This window comes from Nitrobacter sp. JJSN (genome assembly GCF_051912485.1).
Classification (GTDB): Bacteria; Pseudomonadota; Alphaproteobacteria; order Rhizobiales; family Xanthobacteraceae; genus Nitrobacter.
The window spans coordinates 173,711-189,806 of record NZ_CP196822.1; the positions used below are offsets into that span (position 1 = coordinate 173,711).

17 protein-coding genes are annotated in these 16,096 nt (G+C 62.1%); 11 read left to right on the forward strand and 6 right to left on the reverse strand.

Going from position 1 to position 16,096, the window contains the following annotated elements:
• The first annotated feature begins 15 nt into the window (after positions 1-15).
• The 4 genes from ACSZOQ_RS00905 to ACSZOQ_RS00920 all read left to right on the forward strand — a co-directional run bounded on the left by ACSZOQ_RS00905 (position 16) and on the right by ACSZOQ_RS00920 (position 3,460).
• The gene (locus ACSZOQ_RS00905) at positions 16-291 is read left to right on the forward strand and encodes a hypothetical protein (RefSeq protein ID WP_439924245.1); all 276 of its coding nucleotides are present in this window, start codon (positions 16-18) and stop codon (positions 289-291) included.
• Between the two features lie 128 nt (positions 292-419).
• Positions 420-1,649, forward strand: coding sequence for an acyl-CoA dehydrogenase family protein (locus ACSZOQ_RS00910; RefSeq protein WP_439924246.1), 1,230 nt, complete (start codon positions 420-422; stop codon positions 1,647-1,649).
• A 9-nt stretch (positions 1,650-1,658) separates the two neighbouring features.
• Positions 1,659-2,201, forward strand: a complete 543-nt coding sequence (locus tag ACSZOQ_RS00915) for a flavin reductase family protein (RefSeq protein ID WP_439924247.1) — start codon at positions 1,659-1,661, stop codon at positions 2,199-2,201.
• Positions 2,202-2,239: 38 nt separating this feature from the next.
• On the forward strand, positions 2,240-3,460 hold the full coding sequence (locus tag ACSZOQ_RS00920) for a citrate transporter (RefSeq protein WP_439924248.1): 1,221 nt from the start codon (positions 2,240-2,242) through the stop codon (positions 3,458-3,460).
• 14 nt (positions 3,461-3,474) lie between these two features.
• Here ACSZOQ_RS00920 and pncB read toward each other — a convergent pair whose 3' ends face one another.
• On the reverse strand, positions 3,475-4,779 hold the full coding sequence (pncB, locus tag ACSZOQ_RS00925; RefSeq protein ID WP_439924249.1) for a nicotinate phosphoribosyltransferase: 1,305 nt from the start codon (positions 4,777-4,779) through the stop codon (positions 3,475-3,477).
• Between the two features lie 169 nt (positions 4,780-4,948).
• Here pncB and ACSZOQ_RS00930 point away from each other — a divergent pair, with 169 nt between their 5' ends.
• The 5 genes from ACSZOQ_RS00930 (at position 4,949) to ACSZOQ_RS00950 (ending at position 8,652) form a co-directional block, all read left to right on the forward strand.
• Positions 4,949-5,560 carry a LemA family protein gene (locus ACSZOQ_RS00930; RefSeq protein ID WP_439924250.1) on the forward strand — a complete coding sequence of 204 codons (612 nt, stop codon included), beginning with the start codon at positions 4,949-4,951 and terminating at the stop codon, positions 5,558-5,560.
• A gap of 21 nt (positions 5,561-5,581) precedes the next feature.
• Positions 5,582-6,454: a TPM domain-containing protein gene (locus ACSZOQ_RS00935; protein WP_439924251.1), complete on the forward strand. Its 873-nt coding sequence runs from the start codon at positions 5,582-5,584 to the stop codon at positions 6,452-6,454.
• Positions 6,455-6,456: 2 nt separating this feature from the next.
• Positions 6,457-6,954, forward strand: coding sequence for a TPM domain-containing protein (locus tag ACSZOQ_RS00940; RefSeq protein WP_439924252.1), 498 nt, complete (start codon positions 6,457-6,459; stop codon positions 6,952-6,954).
• A 199-nt stretch (positions 6,955-7,153) separates the two neighbouring features.
• Positions 7,154-8,389, forward strand: a complete 1,236-nt coding sequence (locus ACSZOQ_RS00945) for a hypothetical protein (RefSeq protein WP_439924253.1) — start codon at positions 7,154-7,156, stop codon at positions 8,387-8,389.
• A 95-nt stretch (positions 8,390-8,484) separates the two neighbouring features.
• Positions 8,485-8,652: a hypothetical protein gene (locus ACSZOQ_RS00950; protein WP_439924254.1), complete on the forward strand. Its 168-nt coding sequence runs from the start codon at positions 8,485-8,487 to the stop codon at positions 8,650-8,652.
• A 114-nt stretch (positions 8,653-8,766) separates the two neighbouring features.
• Here ACSZOQ_RS00950 and putA read toward each other — a convergent pair whose 3' ends face one another.
• A complete protein-coding gene (gene putA, locus ACSZOQ_RS00955) occupies positions 8,767-11,772 on the reverse strand; it encodes a bifunctional proline dehydrogenase/L-glutamate gamma-semialdehyde dehydrogenase PutA (protein ID WP_439924255.1) in 3,006 nt (1,001 codons plus the stop codon).
• A 254-nt stretch (positions 11,773-12,026) separates the two neighbouring features.
• On the opposite strand from putA, the gene ACSZOQ_RS00960 reads away from it, so the two are divergent.
• On the forward strand, positions 12,027-12,611 hold the full coding sequence (locus ACSZOQ_RS00960) for a hypothetical protein (protein ID WP_439925896.1): 585 nt from the start codon (positions 12,027-12,029) through the stop codon (positions 12,609-12,611).
• Positions 12,612-12,786: 175 nt separating this feature from the next.
• Here ACSZOQ_RS00960 and ACSZOQ_RS00965 read toward each other — a convergent pair whose 3' ends face one another.
• From ACSZOQ_RS00965 to ACSZOQ_RS00980, 4 genes are all read right to left on the reverse strand, one after another.
• Entirely contained in the window at positions 12,787-12,987 is a 201-nt protein-coding gene (locus ACSZOQ_RS00965; RefSeq protein ID WP_011511778.1) for a cold-shock protein, read from the reverse strand.
• 314 nt (positions 12,988-13,301) lie between these two features.
• Positions 13,302-13,640, reverse strand: a complete 339-nt coding sequence (gene sorB, locus ACSZOQ_RS00970; RefSeq protein WP_439924256.1) for a SorB family sulfite dehydrogenase c-type cytochrome subunit — start codon at positions 13,638-13,640, stop codon at positions 13,302-13,304.
• A 5-nt stretch (positions 13,641-13,645) separates the two neighbouring features.
• Entirely contained in the window at positions 13,646-14,854 is a 1,209-nt protein-coding gene (gene sorA, locus ACSZOQ_RS00975; protein WP_439924257.1) for a SorA family sulfite dehydrogenase catalytic subunit, read from the reverse strand.
• Positions 14,855-15,091: 237 nt separating this feature from the next.
• Positions 15,092-15,364, reverse strand: coding sequence for a hypothetical protein (locus ACSZOQ_RS00980; protein ID WP_439924258.1), 273 nt, complete (start codon positions 15,362-15,364; stop codon positions 15,092-15,094).
• Between the two features lie 297 nt (positions 15,365-15,661).
• Here ACSZOQ_RS00980 and ACSZOQ_RS00985 point away from each other — a divergent pair, with 297 nt between their 5' ends.
• Positions 15,662-15,964 (forward strand): hypothetical protein, encoded by a 303-nt coding sequence (locus ACSZOQ_RS00985; RefSeq protein ID WP_439926171.1) that lies wholly within the window; start codon positions 15,662-15,664, stop codon positions 15,962-15,964.
• Positions 15,965-16,096: the final 132 nt, after the last annotated feature.

Sequence of the window (16,096 nt, forward strand, 5' to 3'; positions counted from 1 at the left end):
CCTGAGGAGCTTCAGATGACCGTCGTTTGGATCGAAACCGTCCGTCAGATCGCCGCGACCCTGGCTGTCGCGATCTCCGTCATAGCGTTGGCCACCCCAAGCTTTGCCTTCACCGCCGAAGCGCAACGGCAGTGCACCGGCGACGCGTTCCGCCTGTGCAGCTCCGAAATTCCGAACATCAGCCGGATTACCGCCTGCATGGTCAAGAACCGCTCCAGCCTCAGCTCGGGCTGCCGCGTCGAACTCGACAAGGGTCTGGCTGCGAAATCGCACAGAGTTGCCGAGCAGTAAACGGCCTCTGCCTTGTGCGGATTGCCATCAGTTGGTGATCCTCGTCATACTCGCTTATAATTGGAGAGTGCGAAGGTCGCTGCATTGTCTCGGCAATGCAGATCAAGCGAATTTCAGGGGATTCTCAAATGGCAGGTATCGGTTCCAGCCCGCCTGCGAATCCGTCGTCAGAACCGGATCCGAACGATAGCGCATATGCCGCGATGATGGCGGGCGCGCGGGCGCTTGTGCCGGAATTGCGAGACCGGGTTGCCAGAACCGAGGAGTTGCGGCGGTTGCCGCCGGAGACCGAGCAGGATTTTCATGCGGCCGGGTTGTTCAGGATCTTGCAGCCGGTGCGGGTCGGTGGCTCGGAATTCGACTATGTCGCTCTCGTCGACTGCGCGGCGGCGATTGCCATGGCCGACGCATCCGCGGCCTGGACGTTGGCCAACCTTGCGAGCCATCACTGGATGCTCGGCATGTTCGACAGGCGGGCGCAGGATGTCGTCTGGACCAATGCGAACACGTTGATCGCGTCGTCCTTCGTGTTTCCTTCCGGCCGCGCCAGGAAAGTCGAGGGCGGGTACCGGCTGCAAGGCCACTGGCCGTTTTCCTCCGGGGTGGATTGCTGCTCGTGGAACATGCTCGCGGGGATCGTTTCAACCGACGATGAAGCCGATGGCATCGAGTACAGGATTTTTCTGATTCCCCGTAAAGATTACCGGATCATCGACATGTGGAACGCCGCCGGCTTGAAAGGAACAGGCTCGAACGACGTCGCTGTCGACGATGTCTTCGTCGATGACTGGATGACGCTGGCCGTCGCGGACATCGCCGGCGGTCCGTCGCCCGGAAGCGTTGTGAATCCGAACCCCCTTTATGCGCTGCCGGTATTTGCGCTGTTTCCCTTCGTGCTGTCAGGTGTGGCGCTCGGTAACGCCCGTGGCTGCCTCGATGACTACATCGAGGTCGCACGCCACCGCGCAACCACCTATGGCCGCGCCAAGCTCGGCGATCTTCAGTCCACGCAGATCAAGATTGCCGAAGCGTCCGCGAAGATTGACGCCGCGCGCCTCATCATGCGCTCGACCTGCATCAAGGCGATGCGTGATGCGCGGCGCGGGCTTGTCCCCGACATGGCGGTCAAAACCGCGTGGCGGCGCGATGGCGCCTATGCGGTGAACCTGTGTACCGAGGCGGTGTCGTTGCTGTTTGCAGCGAGCGGGGCGCGCGGGTTGTTTTCCGGCGCACCGCTCCAGCGGCAGTTCCGTGATGCGAACGCGATCAATTCCCATATTGCGTTCAGCTTCGATGCAGCGGGCACGGATTACGGCCGGGTCGCGCTCGGTCTGCCGTCTCAAAATCTGACGCTGTGAGGTTGTCAGATGGCAGGCGGTCCTGAATTCCCCGGTACGCCGGATCCGGCCAACGAACTGGCGAGCGACCAGTCGTCCCTCGATCCGCGCGACTTCCGCAATGCGCTCGGCTCCCATCCGACCGGCGTTACCATCATCACGGCTGCCGACGATGCCGGAAAGCCTCACGGGCTGACCTGCAACTCGTTCGCGTCGGTCTCGCTGAATCCGCCGCTCGTGCTCTGGAGTCTGGTGGTCTATTCCCGGAACATGAGCGTATTCCAGAACGCCAGCCACTTCTCGGTCAATGTGCTCGGCGTGTCGCAGAAGGCGCTGGCGGTCAAATTTGCGACGCCGTCGAGCCGCAAGTTCGAAGGGGTCGATTGGACGCCGGGTCTCGGCGGCGCTCCGCTGCTGTCGGGCAGCGTTGCGAATTTTCAATGCCGAACCGTCGATCGCTATTACGGCGGAGACCACATCATTTTCCTCGGCGCAGTGGAGTCCTATAGCTACAATCGGGATGAAGCACTGTTGTTTGCCCGCGGCAAATATGGCCGCTTTGTTGGCGAATGATTCAATAGCGTTGAGAGCACCATCGATTTGAGAGCACCGTGGCTGATCCGATTCTGATCCTTGGAATCCCCCTCGATTTTATCCTCTTTGGGTTTGTTCTGCTCGGCATTGCGCTGTTTCACCGGCATACGCTCGCGATCGCATTGATCGGTCTAGCCGTGATCATCAGCTACAAGATCGGCTTTACCGGATTCAAGTCTGGCACCGGGGTAGCCGGTCTTGGCCACCACATGGAGCACGAGTGGGTTACGCTGGCTAACCTGTTTCTGCTGCTGATGGGATTTGCCATCCTGTCGCGACACTTCGAGGAGAGCCGGATTCCGGATGAGATGCCGGCCCTGCTGCCCGATGACTGGAAAGGCGGGGTGGTCCTTCTCGTCATTGTTTTCGTACTGTCGAGCTTCCTCGATAATATCGCGGGAGCACTGATCGGCGGCACGGTGGCGCGCTACGTCTTTCAGGGAAAGGTCCACATCGGCTATCTGGCCGCGATCGTCGCGGCCTCCAATGCCGGCGGTTCCGGGAGCGTGGTCGGCGATACGACGACGACGATGATGTGGATCGACGGCGTCAGCCCGCTCAGTGTCCTGGAAGCTTATGTCGCGGCTGTCGTCGCGTTCGTGATTTTTGCGATACCGGCCGCGATGCAGCAGCATCGCTTTTCGCCGATCGTGAAAAAGCCGCCGAGCGGGTTGCGCGTGGATGGTGCGCGAGTCTTCATCGTCGCGGCCATCCTGATCGCGGCATTGGTTGCAAACGTGACCGCGAACCTGAAATTTCCGGCGCTGCTCGACACGCTCCCTGTTCTCGGGCTTGCCGTCTGGGCAGCGATCTTGCTGACGGCGTTCTTGCGCGCGCCGGATTGGACCGTCATGCCCGAGACTTTCAAGGGGACGATCTTTCTTCTGGCGCTCGTGACCGCCGCCTCGATGATGCCGGTCGAGACATTGCCGGCTGCGTCGTGGCACACGGCACTCGGCCTCGGCTTTGTTTCGTCAGTCTTCGACAACATCCCGCTCACCGCGCTGGCACTCAAGCAGGGCGGCTATGACTGGGGATTTCTTGCTTATGCCGTCGGCTTCGGCGGTTCGATGGTGTGGTTCGGCTCCTCCGCGGGCGTGGCGCTGTCGAACATGTATCCCGAGGCAAAATCGGTGGGATTGTGGGTCAGAAACGGATGGCCCATCGCGGTCGCCTATGTTGTCGGTTTTTTCGTGATGCTGGCCGTCATCGGCTGGCATCCCGATCAGCCCCATTGAAGCGCCAACATGGACTAGACGTGAACGGGGAAGCGGACACGACCGGCACTTCCGAACACGCGCAGGTAGCGTTCGATCTCCGACGGCTCGCCGGTCGCCTTCTCGGGATTATCCGACAGTTTCACGGCCGGACGGCCGTTGACCGACGTCACCTTGCAGACGATCGAAATCGGATCGAGGTCGACGGTGCCGTCGGGTGAGCATCCCACGAAGTCGTTGGTCAGGTTGGTGCCCCAGCCGAAACTCACTCGAACGCGGCCAGCAAAGTGATGATACGTCTCCTCGATCGAATCGACGTCCATGCCGTCGGAAAACACCAGCAGCTTCTCCCGGGGATCGCGGCCCTTCTGTTTCCACCACTTGAGGATCTCTTCGCCCGCCGCGATCGGCGGCAGGCTGTCCGGGCGAAATCCGGTCCAGTCCGCCACCCATTCCGGCGCGTCCCGTAGAAAGGCCTGGGTGCCAAAGGCATCGGGCAGGGCGACCAGCAGATTGCCCCCATAGGTGTGTCGCCATTGGTCGAGGATGCGATAGGGCGCCCAGCGCAACGCGGCATCATCGTCGGCGAGCGCAGCCGCGACCATGGGCAGTTCATGGGCGTTGGTGCCGATGGCTTCGAGATCGTTGTCCATCGCGAGCAGAACGTTTGACGTGCCGGTGAAGGCGGATCCCAGTCCTTCCTTGGCGGCCTCGACGCACCAGCACTGCCAGAGAAAGCCGTGACGCCGCCGTGTTCCGAAGTCCGACAGCCACAAGTCATCCAGCTTGCGCAATCGTTCGACCTTGGCCCACAGCTTTGCCTTGGCGCGCGCATAAAGCACATCGAGCGCGAAACGGCCTTGACCCTTGGTCACTCGGCGCGATCGCAACTCGTTGAGAATGGCGAGCGCCGGGATCTCCCACATGGTGGTGTGGGTCCACGGACCGTGGAAATGCAGCTCGTACTGGCCGTCGACCTTCCGCAATTCGTATTCGGGAAGCTGGAATGTCGTGAGCCAATCGATGAAGCCCGGCGAGAACATCTGGGTCTTGCCGTAGAAGGTGTTGCCTGCGAGCCAGATCAACTCGTTCTTGGTGAAGCGGATAGAGCGGGCGTGATCAAGCTGCGCGCGCAGTTCACCTTCGTCGATGACCTCGGCGAGGCGGACGTGGCGGCTGCGATTGATGACGGAAAACGTGACGTGCTCGTTGGGGTAGAACTCCCGGATCATCTGCAGCATGAGAATCTTGTAGAAATCCGTATCGAGCAGGCTGCGCACGATGGGATCGAGGCGCCAGCCGTGATTATAGGTTCGCGTCGCGATATCCGTAACGGTCATGTCCTTAAACTATAACGCAGACGAGGGTTTGCGAACAGTCCCGTCCTGCGGGACAGGAGAATTGACAGGGCCATCGCGGCGACATCTGCTACTATTCCGATTGCGCGGCCCGAGAGGTCGCGCGTCTTTTCCTTAAACGCAGTCTTGATTGTCGGGCAGGAGACATATGATGCGAAAACTTTTAACGGTACTGGCGGTGCTCGCCACCCTGAGCCTGACCAATTGCGGCTACAACGCCATTCAGTCGCAGGACGAGCAGATCAAGTCCGATTGGTCCGAAGTGGTCAATCAATACCAGCGCCGCGCCGACCTGGTGCCGAATCTCGTCAATTCGGTGAAGGGCTTTGCGCAACAGGAGAAGGACGTCCTGCTCGGCGTCACCAACGCGCGCGCCAAGGTCGGTAGCATCCAGGCGACGCCGGAAGTGCTCAACGATCCCGCGGCGTTTCAGAAATTCCAGGCCGCCCAGGGCGAACTCTCCAGCGCGCTGTCGCGCCTGTTGGTCGTCACCGAGAATTATCCGCAGCTCAAGTCGGATGCCCTGTTTCGCGATCTGATGAGCCAACTCGAAGGCACCGAGAACCGCATCACCGTGGCGCGCAACCGGTACATCAAGGCGGTGCAGGACTACAACGTGACCATCCGCTCGTTTCCTACCAACCTGACCGCGTTGGCGTTGGGTTACAAGACCAAGGCGAACTTCACGGTCGACAACGAGAAGGACATCTCGACCGCGCCTAAGGTCGATTTCAATCCGGCGCCGGCCGTGCCGTCGAAGTAGCCGGCGCAGCCGGTGGCGGTGATGCAAACTTTGAAGGCGGCGCTGCTGGCGCTGATGCTGTGCTGGATCAGCGCGGCATTCGCCGATGTCGCGGTGCCGCCTCTGACCGGGCGCGTGGTCGATCAGACCGCGACGCTGAGCAGCGATCAGACGGCGTCGCTCGAACAGGAACTGAAAGCGTTCGAGGACCGCAAGGGCAGTCAGGTCGCGGTGCTGATCGTGCCGACGACCGAGCCGGAAACGATCGAGCAGTATTCGATCCGCGTTGCCGAACAATGGAAGATTGGCCGCAAGAAGGTTGATGACGGCGCGATCCTCGTCGTCGCCAAAAACGACCGCAAGTTGCGGATCGAGGTGGGTTACGGCCTCGAGGGCGCGCTGACCGATGTCACCTCGAAACGTATCATCGACGAAGAGATCGTGCCGAAGTTCAGGAGCGGCGATTTTTCTGGCGGGATCTCCGCCGGTGTGGATCGCATGCTGCGCGTGATCGACGGCGAGCCCTTGCCCGCGCCGAAACCGCAGGGACAGTACGCGAACAATTTCAACGTCGACGATCTCTTCAATCCGTTTGTCATCGTTGGCGTTCTCGTTCTCGGCGGGATATTTCGCATGGTCTTGGGCCGGCTGATCGGCTCGGTGGCGGCTGGCGTGCTTGCCGGCGTCGCAACCTGGTTCTTCGTCGGCTCGCTGATAGTCGCTGCCATCGCGGCGGTGCTGGCGTTCGTCTTTACGGTAGTGGGCGACACCGTCGCTTCGACCGCGGGGCGGGGGCGCAGCGGCACCTGGATTGGCGGCGGCGGCGGAGGCGGATCGTTCTCGGGCAGCGATGGCGGGGGTTTTAGCGGCGGTGGCGGTAGCTTCGGCGGCGGCGGCGCATCGGGGAGCTGGTAGGCATGGGCATCGGGCGCATTGGCAAGCATCTGCTTGGGCATCGCTGGCGGGTGCGAAAGCATTTCCCGCCTGAAGCGATGGCCGCCATCGAAAAGGCGATCCGCGCCAGCGAGACGACCCATTCGGGGCAGGTGGTGTTTGCGGTGGAAGGAGCGCTCGACGGCATCCCCTTGTTCCGCAATCAGCCGGCGCGCGAGCGGGCGCTCGACGTGTTCGCGCATCTGAAAATCTGGGATACCGCGCGTAACAACGGCATCCTGATCTATCTGTTGCTCGCCGACCGTGATGTTGAGATCGTTGCCGATCGCGGCATTCACGCCAGGGTCGGCGCGGCGGTTTGGAAGACCATCTGTAACGCGATGGAGGCTGAGTTCAAGCAAGGCCGTTTCGAGGCCGGAGTTGTCAAAGGCATCGAAGCCGTCTCCCGGCAGCTTGCAGAACATTTCCCGAAGCAGGGGACCGGTTCGAACGAACTGCCGGACGCGCCGGTGGTGATTTGAGTTGATCGGCACTCAAAGCGTTCGCGGACAGCTGTCCGCCGACGCGATGCTCGCCGGCTTGGGCTGGCGCTTGGGCGGCCTTGGTTAAGCCGTTTTGTCGGTCGGAAAAAATCCTAAAATTTCCGTAATGGTCCCCAAGGTAACGATTCCGCAAGCAATGAAGTTACCAAATGGTCAACCTGTAGTGGAGGTTTTTAACGTGAGCGACCATTCGTCTGATCGGAATAGTGCCCTCGACAAACTCGCCGGGATGGACATGGCGTCGAGCACCAGATCTCCAGAGCTTGCGCCGGAGCAGGAATTATCCGCGCCGCCTCCCGACGACATCAAGCCCGAGGCGCCGAAGATGGAAGCACCGCGGATCGAGCCCGTTGAGACTGAAACTCCGAATGCGGAATTACCCTTGATCGAGCCAAAGACTGAGGTTGAAGCTCCGAAGGTAGAAGCGCCCAGGGTGGAGGCCGAGACTCCGAAGGTGGACGTGCCCTGGATCGAGCCGAAGATTGAAGCCGAGGCTTCGAGAGTGGAAGCACCGCGGATCGAGCCCGAGATCAAGGCCGAGTCTCCGAGCGCAGAAGCACCATTGATCGAGCCCAAGGTTGAGGTTGAAGCTCCGAAGATAGAAGCACCCCGGATCGCGCCCAGAATTGAGGCTGAAGCTCCGAAGGCTGACGCGTTGCGAGAAACCGGCAAGATCGTGATGGTGGCGCCGTCACGCGACAAGTCATGGGATCGCTCGACCATCGACCGGGGCAGGGCGGCAGCCAGCGGCACGCAGGCGTCAAGCCGGTTCGGCAAGCGGCGTCTCGCCGCAATTGCGGCGATCGCGGTCTTGGCCGCGATCACCGGGGCGATCGGCGGTTCACTCGCGACGTCGGGCCGCGGCCACAGCGTTGCAAGTGAACAGTCCTCGGCGATGGCGAGCCAAACCCAGGCATTGGAGGCCACGATCAAGCAGCTCGAGTCTGAGGTTGCCACGCTGAAGACGGGCATCGCTCGCTCGGCGAAGGGCGACGCCGGCCAGTTCGCCAAGGTCAACGATCGCCTGGACAAGGTTGAAAAGGCGCATGCCGAGTCTGCGGCCAAGCTAACCAAGCTCAATGAGACGCTGGACAAGCAGCATGTGGCCGTCGCGCCGGTGGCATCTCCAACGACTGCCGCGGCTAACGTGACAGGGTCGATTCCAACTACCGCTGCCGCTGCCGCGCAGGTGCCACTGCCGGCGCCGAAGCCAGCAGCAGCGCGTCTGCCCTCGGTCGAGGGTTGGGTATTGCGCGACGTCGCCAATGGCGGTGCAGTGATCGAAGGGCGCAGCGGCATCTACGAGGTGTACACTGGCGATCCGGTGCCCGGGCTTGGCCGCGTCGATGCGATCCGCAAGCAGGACGGTCGCTGGGTCGTCGTCACCAGCAGAGGTCTGGTCGTTGCGCGCTGACGTCGGTCCGCGGCCTCGCGACCGGATAGAGCGCGGCGGAACTATTCCGTCCGTCGGGATTTGATGGCGCGACCATACATTTCCGCAGGGTGGCGATGAGCGAGCCGGAGCAGAGCGAAAAGGAGCGCAATCGCGAGATTGCTCAAAACGAGAGCGCCCGCGGAGCGGTCAGCGCAGTGCGCCTCAGTTCATGGGCTATCGGCATTGCCGTCATTCTGGGCCTGATCGCGCTCGGCCTCGCGTCGCCGTGGTTGGGGCGCTAGTTTTGGTTTGACGCGTTTTCTTCACGCGAACCGGTATCCACTTCGCTCGAAAACGCTATAGAGGGCCACTCGTCATTCCCCGATGCGGGATTGCGCATCCGGGAATGTCGTTGACTATCCTTCTTCGGTCATCAATGCGGCGTTGCCTCCGGCTGCTGCGGTATTCACCGTCACGGTCTGCTCAATCGCGAAACGGGTGAGATAGTGTGGGCCGCCGGCCTTGGGACCGGTTCCCGATAGGCCGTGACCACCGAACGGCTGCACGCCGACCACGGCGCCGATCATGCTCCGGTTGACGTAGACGTTACCGACCTGGAGGCGGTCCACGATCGCCTCGACCGTGTCGTCGATGCGGGAGTGGATGCCGAGCGTCAGGCCGTAGCCGGTATCGGCAATGGACCGCAGAACGGCATCGAGGCCCGAGGTGCGGTAACGCACGACGTGGAGGATCGGTCCGAACACCTCTTCGGTCAGTTGCCGGGCGTCGGTCAGTTCAAAGATATGCGGCGCGACGAAATTGCCGGACGCGGGCGCAAGCCCGGCGAAATGCACGCGGGCCTCGCGAGTCATGCGCGCGATATGCGCATCGAGTCGATCCTTTGCCTCGCGATCGATCACCGGGCCGACATGGGTGGCGGGATCGGACGGATCGCCGATCCTCAATTCGCGCGCGGCGCCTGCGATCATGTCGATCATCCGGTCGGCGACGTCATCCTGCACGAACAGCAGCCGCAGCGCCGAGCAGCGTTGTCCGGCAGAGCGGAACGCCGAGGTCACGACATCGTCGGCGACCTGCTCGGGCAGCGCGGTGGCGTCGGCGATCATGGCGTTGATGCCGCCGGTCTCGGCGATCAGTGGCACGATCGGGCCGTCCTTGGCGGCGAGTGTGCGGTTGATCGACCGCGCCACTTCTGTCGAGCCGGTGAAGACTACGCCGGCGAGATCGGGATGTGCGACAAGCGCAGCCCCAATGTGCCCATCGCCCTGGATCAGGTGAAGCGCCGTTTCCGGGATGCCTGCCTCGTGCAGCAAGCGCACGGCCTCAGCCGCGATTTGCGGCGTCTGCTCGGCGGGTTTCGCGACCACGGTATTTCCGGCCATCAGCGCCGCGGTCACCTGTCCGGTGAAGATCGCCAGCGGAAAATTCCATGGCGAGATCGCGGCAAAGACGCCGCGCCCGCGCAGCCGCAGCGTGTTGCGCTCGCCGGTCGGCCCCGGCATCGGTTGCGCGTCGCCGAACAGCTTGCGGCCTTGTGCGGCGTAGTAGCGGCAGAAGTCGGCGGCTTCGCGGACTTCCGACACGGAATCATCCAGCGTCTTGCCGCCTTCGCGCTGCAGCCGCGCGATGAAATGCGCCGATCGTTGTTCCATCAAATCGGCCGCGCGCTCCAGGGCATCTGCCCGCACAGCTGCCGGCGTGTGGCTCCACGACGAAAAGCCGCCGCGTGCCGTAGCAACGGCACGGCTCATGTCCTCTGGGGTGCTGTCTTTCACGGTAACGTTGAAAGCTTTTTCGGCCGCGACGTCGGCAACCAGCCGGTTCAGCGCTGCGCGCTCGCCGAATTCGATGCCGCGCGAATTGATGCGCTCCGGCTGGAACAGATCGCGTGGCAACGGAATCTTCGCATACCCGCCGTTGTCGGCATTCCCGATGATATCGGCCGGTCTGCGCAGCAGCACATCCGCCGGTATATTGGGATCGGAGGCCGTTGCGACGAAAGAGGAGTTGGCTCCGTTCTCGATCAGGCGACGCACCAGATAGGCCAGCAGGTCGCGGTGACTGCCGACCGGCGCATAGATGCGGCAGGCGATGGCCGGGCGGTCCTTGGCGAGTTTGGCGTAGAGAGCCTCACCCATGCCGTGCAGGCGCTGGAATTCGTATCCGTCGTCGCCGTCGGTCAGTTCAAGAAGCGTGGCGACGGTGAGGGCATTGTGGGTCGCGAATTGCGGAAAGATTCGAGGCCGTAGCGTCAGCAGTTTTTTCGCGCAGGCGATGTAGTTCAGGTCGGTCATCGCCTTGCGGGTGAACACGGGATAGCCGTCGAGCCCGCGCTCCTGCGTGCGCTTGATCTCGGTGTCCCAGTACGCGCCTTTCACCAGACGGACCATCATCCGCCGGTTCAGGCGTCGCGCGAGGTCGTCGATATAGTCGATCACCGCGCAGGCGCGCTTCTGATACGCCTGAACGGCAAGACCAAAGCCGCTCCAGCCGGCGAGCGTGCGGTCGGCGGCGATAGCGGCAATCACGTCGAGCGACAGTTCCAGCCGGTCGGCTTCCTCCGCATCGACCGTGAAGTTGAGATCGCGCGCTTTGGCGCGCGTGGCGAGATCAATGACGCGCGGCACCAGTTCCGCCATCACCCGCTGTCGGCTTACCGCCTCAAAGCGCGGATGTAGCGCGGATAGCTTGACGGAAATGCCGGGACGGTCGGGCAGGGGCCTGTCGCCGGCGCCTTGGCCGATCGCCTCGATCGCGGCGGCGTAGGAGTTGAAATAGCGGTCCGCATCCGCGGCCGTGCGCGCGCCCTCACCGAGCATGTCAAAGGAGTAGCGGGCGTGTCCCGCCGAATGCGCGTGCGCCCGCTCCAGTGCCGCCTCGATGGTTTCGCCGAGCACGAAGTGACTGCCCATCAGCCGCATCGCCTGCCGCGTTGCCGCCCGCACCGCGGGAACGCCGAGCCGCTTGGTGAGCCGCCCGATGGTGCCCTGCGGCGTCTCGCCTGGCTGGATGACTCGGGCCGACAACCCGAGCGCCCAGGCGGACGCATTGACGAGGAAGGCGCTGGACCGGGTCTCGTGATGGATGAAGTCGCCTTGCCCGAGCTTGTCCTCGATGAACCGGTCCGCGGTCTCGGCATCGGGCACCCGCAGCAGTGCTTCGGCGAGCACCATCAGCGCGAGTCCTTCCCTGGTCGACAATGCGAACTCGCGCAGCATGTCCTCGACGCCGCCCAGCGGATCATCGTTCTGCCGGATGGCGTCGATCAGGCCACGCGCCGTGCGATCGACCCGTGCTTCCCGTTCGGGCGTCAGCCGTGCCTCGGCGAGCAGGCGCGCCGCCACTGCCCGGTCGTCCGAAGCGTAGGGGGCCGAAAACGGCGGCGGAAGCTGGGACGACATCGGCGATTCCTCGGCCTTCCGCAAACTGCCGTTTGAGAACGGTCATGTGGATCGCACATGCGCGACACGAATCTGAAACGCTGTTGCGGCCGTGCGACCCTTTCTCCAACCAAACAAGCTAAGCTCAATCCGGTATGGAGCCAATGGGGCCGCCGGTATCGGGAATTTTCATTGAGGTTTTGATGGCCGGCTTTCCAGATCGACCTGACAACGCGCGCGTGCGCCGCTTATCCCGTCTGTTTGCGGCGGGCACGATGCTGTTCATGGCGCAGACTATGGCGGGGGCGGCTGAACTCAGTCCCGGCATCGCGCAGCTTTATACCTCCGTCTCGATCTATCCGCCGAGCGCGAAGTCCATGACGGTCTGCTACGGCTTCGTCTGCCGCCGTCGGGAGCCTCTCGATTTCACGTCTGCCGATCGGGCTGCGCTGACCCGGATTCTGGCGACGGGCCGGTCATCGGCTGCCGCAGAGCGTCAGGCGGCCCAGAAGGCGGTGGTCTGGTTCGATCGCCGCATGGGACCGATCCTCGGAACCAACAAGCGTGTGGCGCGGGCCGATTTCCGCGCTGGCGATGACAGGCACAACTTCGATTGCTGGGACACGACGCGCAACGTCACCAGCCTGTTGCTGGTGCTGCAGGACTGGGGACTTCTCAAATTTCACACCGTGGGAAATCCGCATTATCGCGGTAATACGCTCGTGCTGCAGACCCCGCATAATACCGCGGTGCTGGTTGAGCGCGCCACGCATGTGGAATGGGTCGTTGACTTGTGGCCACGCGGCTACGCCCAACTACCCGACGTCATGACCGTGGATCGATGGGTCAAGGAAGATTAGGCCACGCGCTCCAGCGCGGCGTCGCCGCGTGGTTTGCCTATATTCGTCGCCGGCGGATCAGTCTGCGCGGATAGCGTAAACCTGATTGCGTCGGCGGAGCCGATGTCGTTCGCCGCGGAGTGCATCCCGCCGTCGGGACGCGCTTTATCCGGGCCTTGAGGATCGCGTCGTCACGTCAAACCTTGAGGTTTTCGGCCGAAGTCTTGCCGCGGTTGGCAACTTCCTCGAATTCAACCGTCTGACCTTCATTGAGCGTTGAAAGGCCTGCTTTCTCGACCGCCGAAATATGGACAAATACATCCTTGCCGCCGCCGGCCGGCTGGATGAATCCATAACCTTTGGTCGGGTTGAACCACTTCACAGTACCCTTAGCCATTCCCAAGTCTCCGCAGGATTGAAACAGTCGTCGGTCCCCGGAAACCGGCTTGTCCGACGGCGCACACGATACGCGGTCTCGGCCCGGCTTGATAGATTAAACACAAGACCGAACTATCTGAACCAACTCTATCTCAACACGGTACATTTTTGCCACAATTCTGGGCAGTCCACTGCGGTAGTGGCGTTACGGACGCGAATGTCAATTCAAAACTCCGCTAGCGGCGCCTGCCGCTCACCCGCGGGGCTCGGGCGAGGCAGTAGCGATCCGCCGGCCGAAAAACCCGGATTTCCGGCGGATACCGGTTTCCGACCTCAATAGGTTGCGGTCAGATAGTCGACGATCTTGCCGATGTCGGCCTCCCCGATCTGCGCACCGTACACCTTGATCATCTTGTTCACTTCCGCCTGCCAGAAATCCTTCTTGAATTTCGGGCCGCGCGGCTGGGTCTGGACGTAGTCCGCCGAATGACAGGCCGTGCAGTTGTTTTTCACAACCTCGAGATTGGGGCCCGGCTTGAACTGTGTGGTTTCATTCGGGAGCTTGTAGTTGACCGGCTTGGCGGCGGCTATCGTCGAGCCGAAGGCGCAAATGCTCCCGGCGAGTCCAATGGCGCCTGCGAGAGCAAGAAGAACTGGACGCGTCATGACCATCTCCCTCAAGCCGCCGTCACGCGGACGGTTTCGATGACGTTGCGCATGTAACCGGCCGGATTCCATGCGGCTTCGGCCGGCTGCACTTGGCCGCCGTTGCTGGTCGCGCGCACCTTCAGTTCATGCGGACCGGCGGTGAGCTTGACGGGGACTTTCCATTCGCGGAACGAGTATTTGCCGTAGTTGCGGCCGAGCCGCGCGGTTTTCCAGGTCTTGCCGCCGTCGATCGACACGGCGACCTCCTTGATTCCGGTGCCGCCGTCGAACGCGATCCCTTTCAGAAGCTTGCCGCCGGTCCCGAGTTTCGCGCCATCGGCGACATTGGTGATGAAGGAGCGGACGTTGAACCTGTTGATAGGGACCGTCGCTTTCGGCGCGGTGCCCGGTTCGACGCAGGCACAGGCATTGTCTGGAATGCGATAGGCCGTCTTCATCCAGAAATTGTCATAGACGCTGTCGATGACGGTGATCTCGTTGAGATGCTTGACCCAGTAGGTGCCGTAATATCCGGGAACGACGAGCCGGAGCGGGAAGCCGTTCAAAAATGGCAGGTCCCGCCCGTTCATGAGATAGGCCAGCATCACTTCGCCATCGCGCGCGTGGTCGATGTCGAGCGCCTTGGCGAAATCCGGCGTCTTGTCGCTGACGGGGCCGTCCAGGCCGCCAAAAACCACCTGCTTCGCACCCTGCTGTACGCCGGCCTGATCGAGCACGGCCTTGAGCGGCACGCCGCGCCAGCGCGCGTTACCCATCGCGCCATTGCCGGACTGCCCGCCGGGGACACGCGGATTGGAGAATCCGCGGCTGTTGCCCGAACACTGGGTAACGGCGACGAGCTCCGTCGCCTTCATCTTTCTGATGTCCTTGAGCGACAGCTTGAGCGGATGATCGACCTTGCCCTTGATCTCGAGCGTGAACGTGTTGGGATCGATGTTGAGCGGGATGTCGGCCAGGTGATAGCGAACAAAGAAGGCGTCGTTCGGCGTGATCGGACCTTCGTTGAAAACCGAAAACGGTGTTTCAAGTTGCGGCGGGCGGCTTGTCTGGCTGATCATCATGCGCTTCTGCGGATACTTCACAAGCGGGCGCTCGCCGTTGTCGAACGGCAAGGTCACGTTGTCGAGCGCGAAGGCCTTGAAAGGGGTCAGGCTGGCGGTGGCGCCGAGCGCCAGTCCGGCACCGACGCGTTTTAGCATCTCTCGTCTGTCGAGCATGGCTTCCTCCGAAGCTTTACGGTCGAGGCCCGTCATCACGGGTCATCGATCCGCGAAGTTTCGCACTGCCAGACTGCAAGTCAATCGAGGAGTTCCGAATATACCGTTCGATGCGATCGATGGATCGGGCCGCGAGATTTTCCGCGATGCGGCAGCATGAAAACAAGCCGTCGCCCTTAATGCAAAAACCCCGGCCGCTGGGCGACCGGGGCTTTTTGACCGAACCGCAAGGTGCGATCAATCGCAGACGTTGATGGTGCGCAGACGGTAGCCGAACGGGGTCGGCACGCGACGCACTACGTAGCAGCCGCCATCGTCGTATCCGCCGACATAAGCGACGCCGAAACCGTGTCCAAAATGACCGTGGCCGAAGTGGTGGCCGAAATGACCGTGGCCAAAGTGGCCGCCATGCCCTCCGCCAAAACCGTGCGCGGAAGCGGCTGAGGGCGCCAGCGCCATCGCACCGAGGGAAGCAGCGGCAACAAGTCCAAGAGCCAGTTTACGAAACATGGTCGTTCTCCTTAAATGAAGCGCACAATGCGCGGGTTTCCGTTTCAATTCGTGTTCTAGTTTCCAGTTGCGGGCTTGTGCTTGGGTCTCGCTCTTGCCCGTCGCATGTTCGTCGCTTGCTTTGAAAAGGCGGTTCGAAGAATCCGGTGGGGTAAATCCGACAATTTTCTGAATAGACGTTCAGACAAGTGGGGTTTCGACCCTGTGTGTGTGCGAAATCTCACACAGCGCAAATGCCGCTGGAAAATATGCGCGAACTAGCGGCGACAGGCCGACCCCGCTTGAGATGACCCGCGCTTGTTTTTGGCGTCAGGTTTGCCGGCTGGTGGCGATGCCGATTTCGCAATTGCTGCTATCGTCCGCCGCGTTACGCACGACGTCTGTGCCGCCATGCTGGTGGTTCTGATGATGGAAGCAGCGTTCTACTACGGCCTGCTGATGGCGAAGGTTGCGCCCCCCACGTCGCGTAGGTCCCGTTCGAACCGGCGTGGCGCTGGCGCAGTCCTATCAAGGGGCCGTGGTATTGATTGCGGTTGCGGTGTTCTCGCCGGTTCTGATCTGGATGCACTTGGCTTCGTTCAGCTTGGCGGCAACTGGTAGAGGGCGACGCCGTTCGCCGGTGTCTGTTTCAACGGTGCTGAATCGGACTCCAGCCTCATTGATCGAGCATGATCTTATCCGAAAACCGGCTTCCACTTTTCGGGATCATGCTCTGGCTCTCGCCGCCGTCGC

Coding starts and splice junctions, on each gene's coding strand:
- putA (WP_439924255.1), bottom strand. CDS start 11,772: ATGTCGTCCCAGCTTCCGCCGCCGTTTTCGGCCCCCTACGCTTCGGAC.
- ACSZOQ_RS00915 (WP_439924247.1), top strand. CDS start 1,659: ATGGCAGGCGGTCCTGAATTCCCCGGTACGCCGGATCCGGCCAACGAA.
- pncB (WP_439924249.1), bottom strand. CDS start 4,779: ATGACCGTTACGGATATCGCGACGCGAACCTATAATCACGGCTGGCGC.
- ACSZOQ_RS00940 (WP_439924252.1), top strand. CDS start 6,457: ATGGGCATCGGGCGCATTGGCAAGCATCTGCTTGGGCATCGCTGGCGG.
- ACSZOQ_RS00910 (WP_439924246.1), top strand. CDS start 420: ATGGCAGGTATCGGTTCCAGCCCGCCTGCGAATCCGTCGTCAGAACCG.
- ACSZOQ_RS00960 (WP_439925896.1), top strand. CDS start 12,027: ATGCTGTTCATGGCGCAGACTATGGCGGGGGCGGCTGAACTCAGTCCC.
- sorB (WP_439924256.1), bottom strand. CDS start 13,640: ATGGTCATGACGCGTCCAGTTCTTCTTGCTCTCGCAGGCGCCATTGGA.
- ACSZOQ_RS00935 (WP_439924251.1), top strand. CDS start 5,582: ATGCAAACTTTGAAGGCGGCGCTGCTGGCGCTGATGCTGTGCTGGATC.
- ACSZOQ_RS00980 (WP_439924258.1), bottom strand. CDS start 15,364: ATGTTTCGTAAACTGGCTCTTGGACTTGTTGCCGCTGCTTCCCTCGGT.
- ACSZOQ_RS00965 (WP_011511778.1), bottom strand. CDS start 12,987: ATGGCTAAGGGTACTGTGAAGTGGTTCAACCCGACCAAAGGTTATGGA.
- ACSZOQ_RS00930 (WP_439924250.1), top strand. CDS start 4,949: ATGCGAAAACTTTTAACGGTACTGGCGGTGCTCGCCACCCTGAGCCTG.
- ACSZOQ_RS00950 (WP_439924254.1), top strand. CDS start 8,485: ATGAGCGAGCCGGAGCAGAGCGAAAAGGAGCGCAATCGCGAGATTGCT.
- sorA (WP_439924257.1), bottom strand. CDS start 14,854: ATGCTCGACAGACGAGAGATGCTAAAACGCGTCGGTGCCGGACTGGCG.
- ACSZOQ_RS00905 (WP_439924245.1), top strand. CDS start 16: ATGACCGTCGTTTGGATCGAAACCGTCCGTCAGATCGCCGCGACCCTG.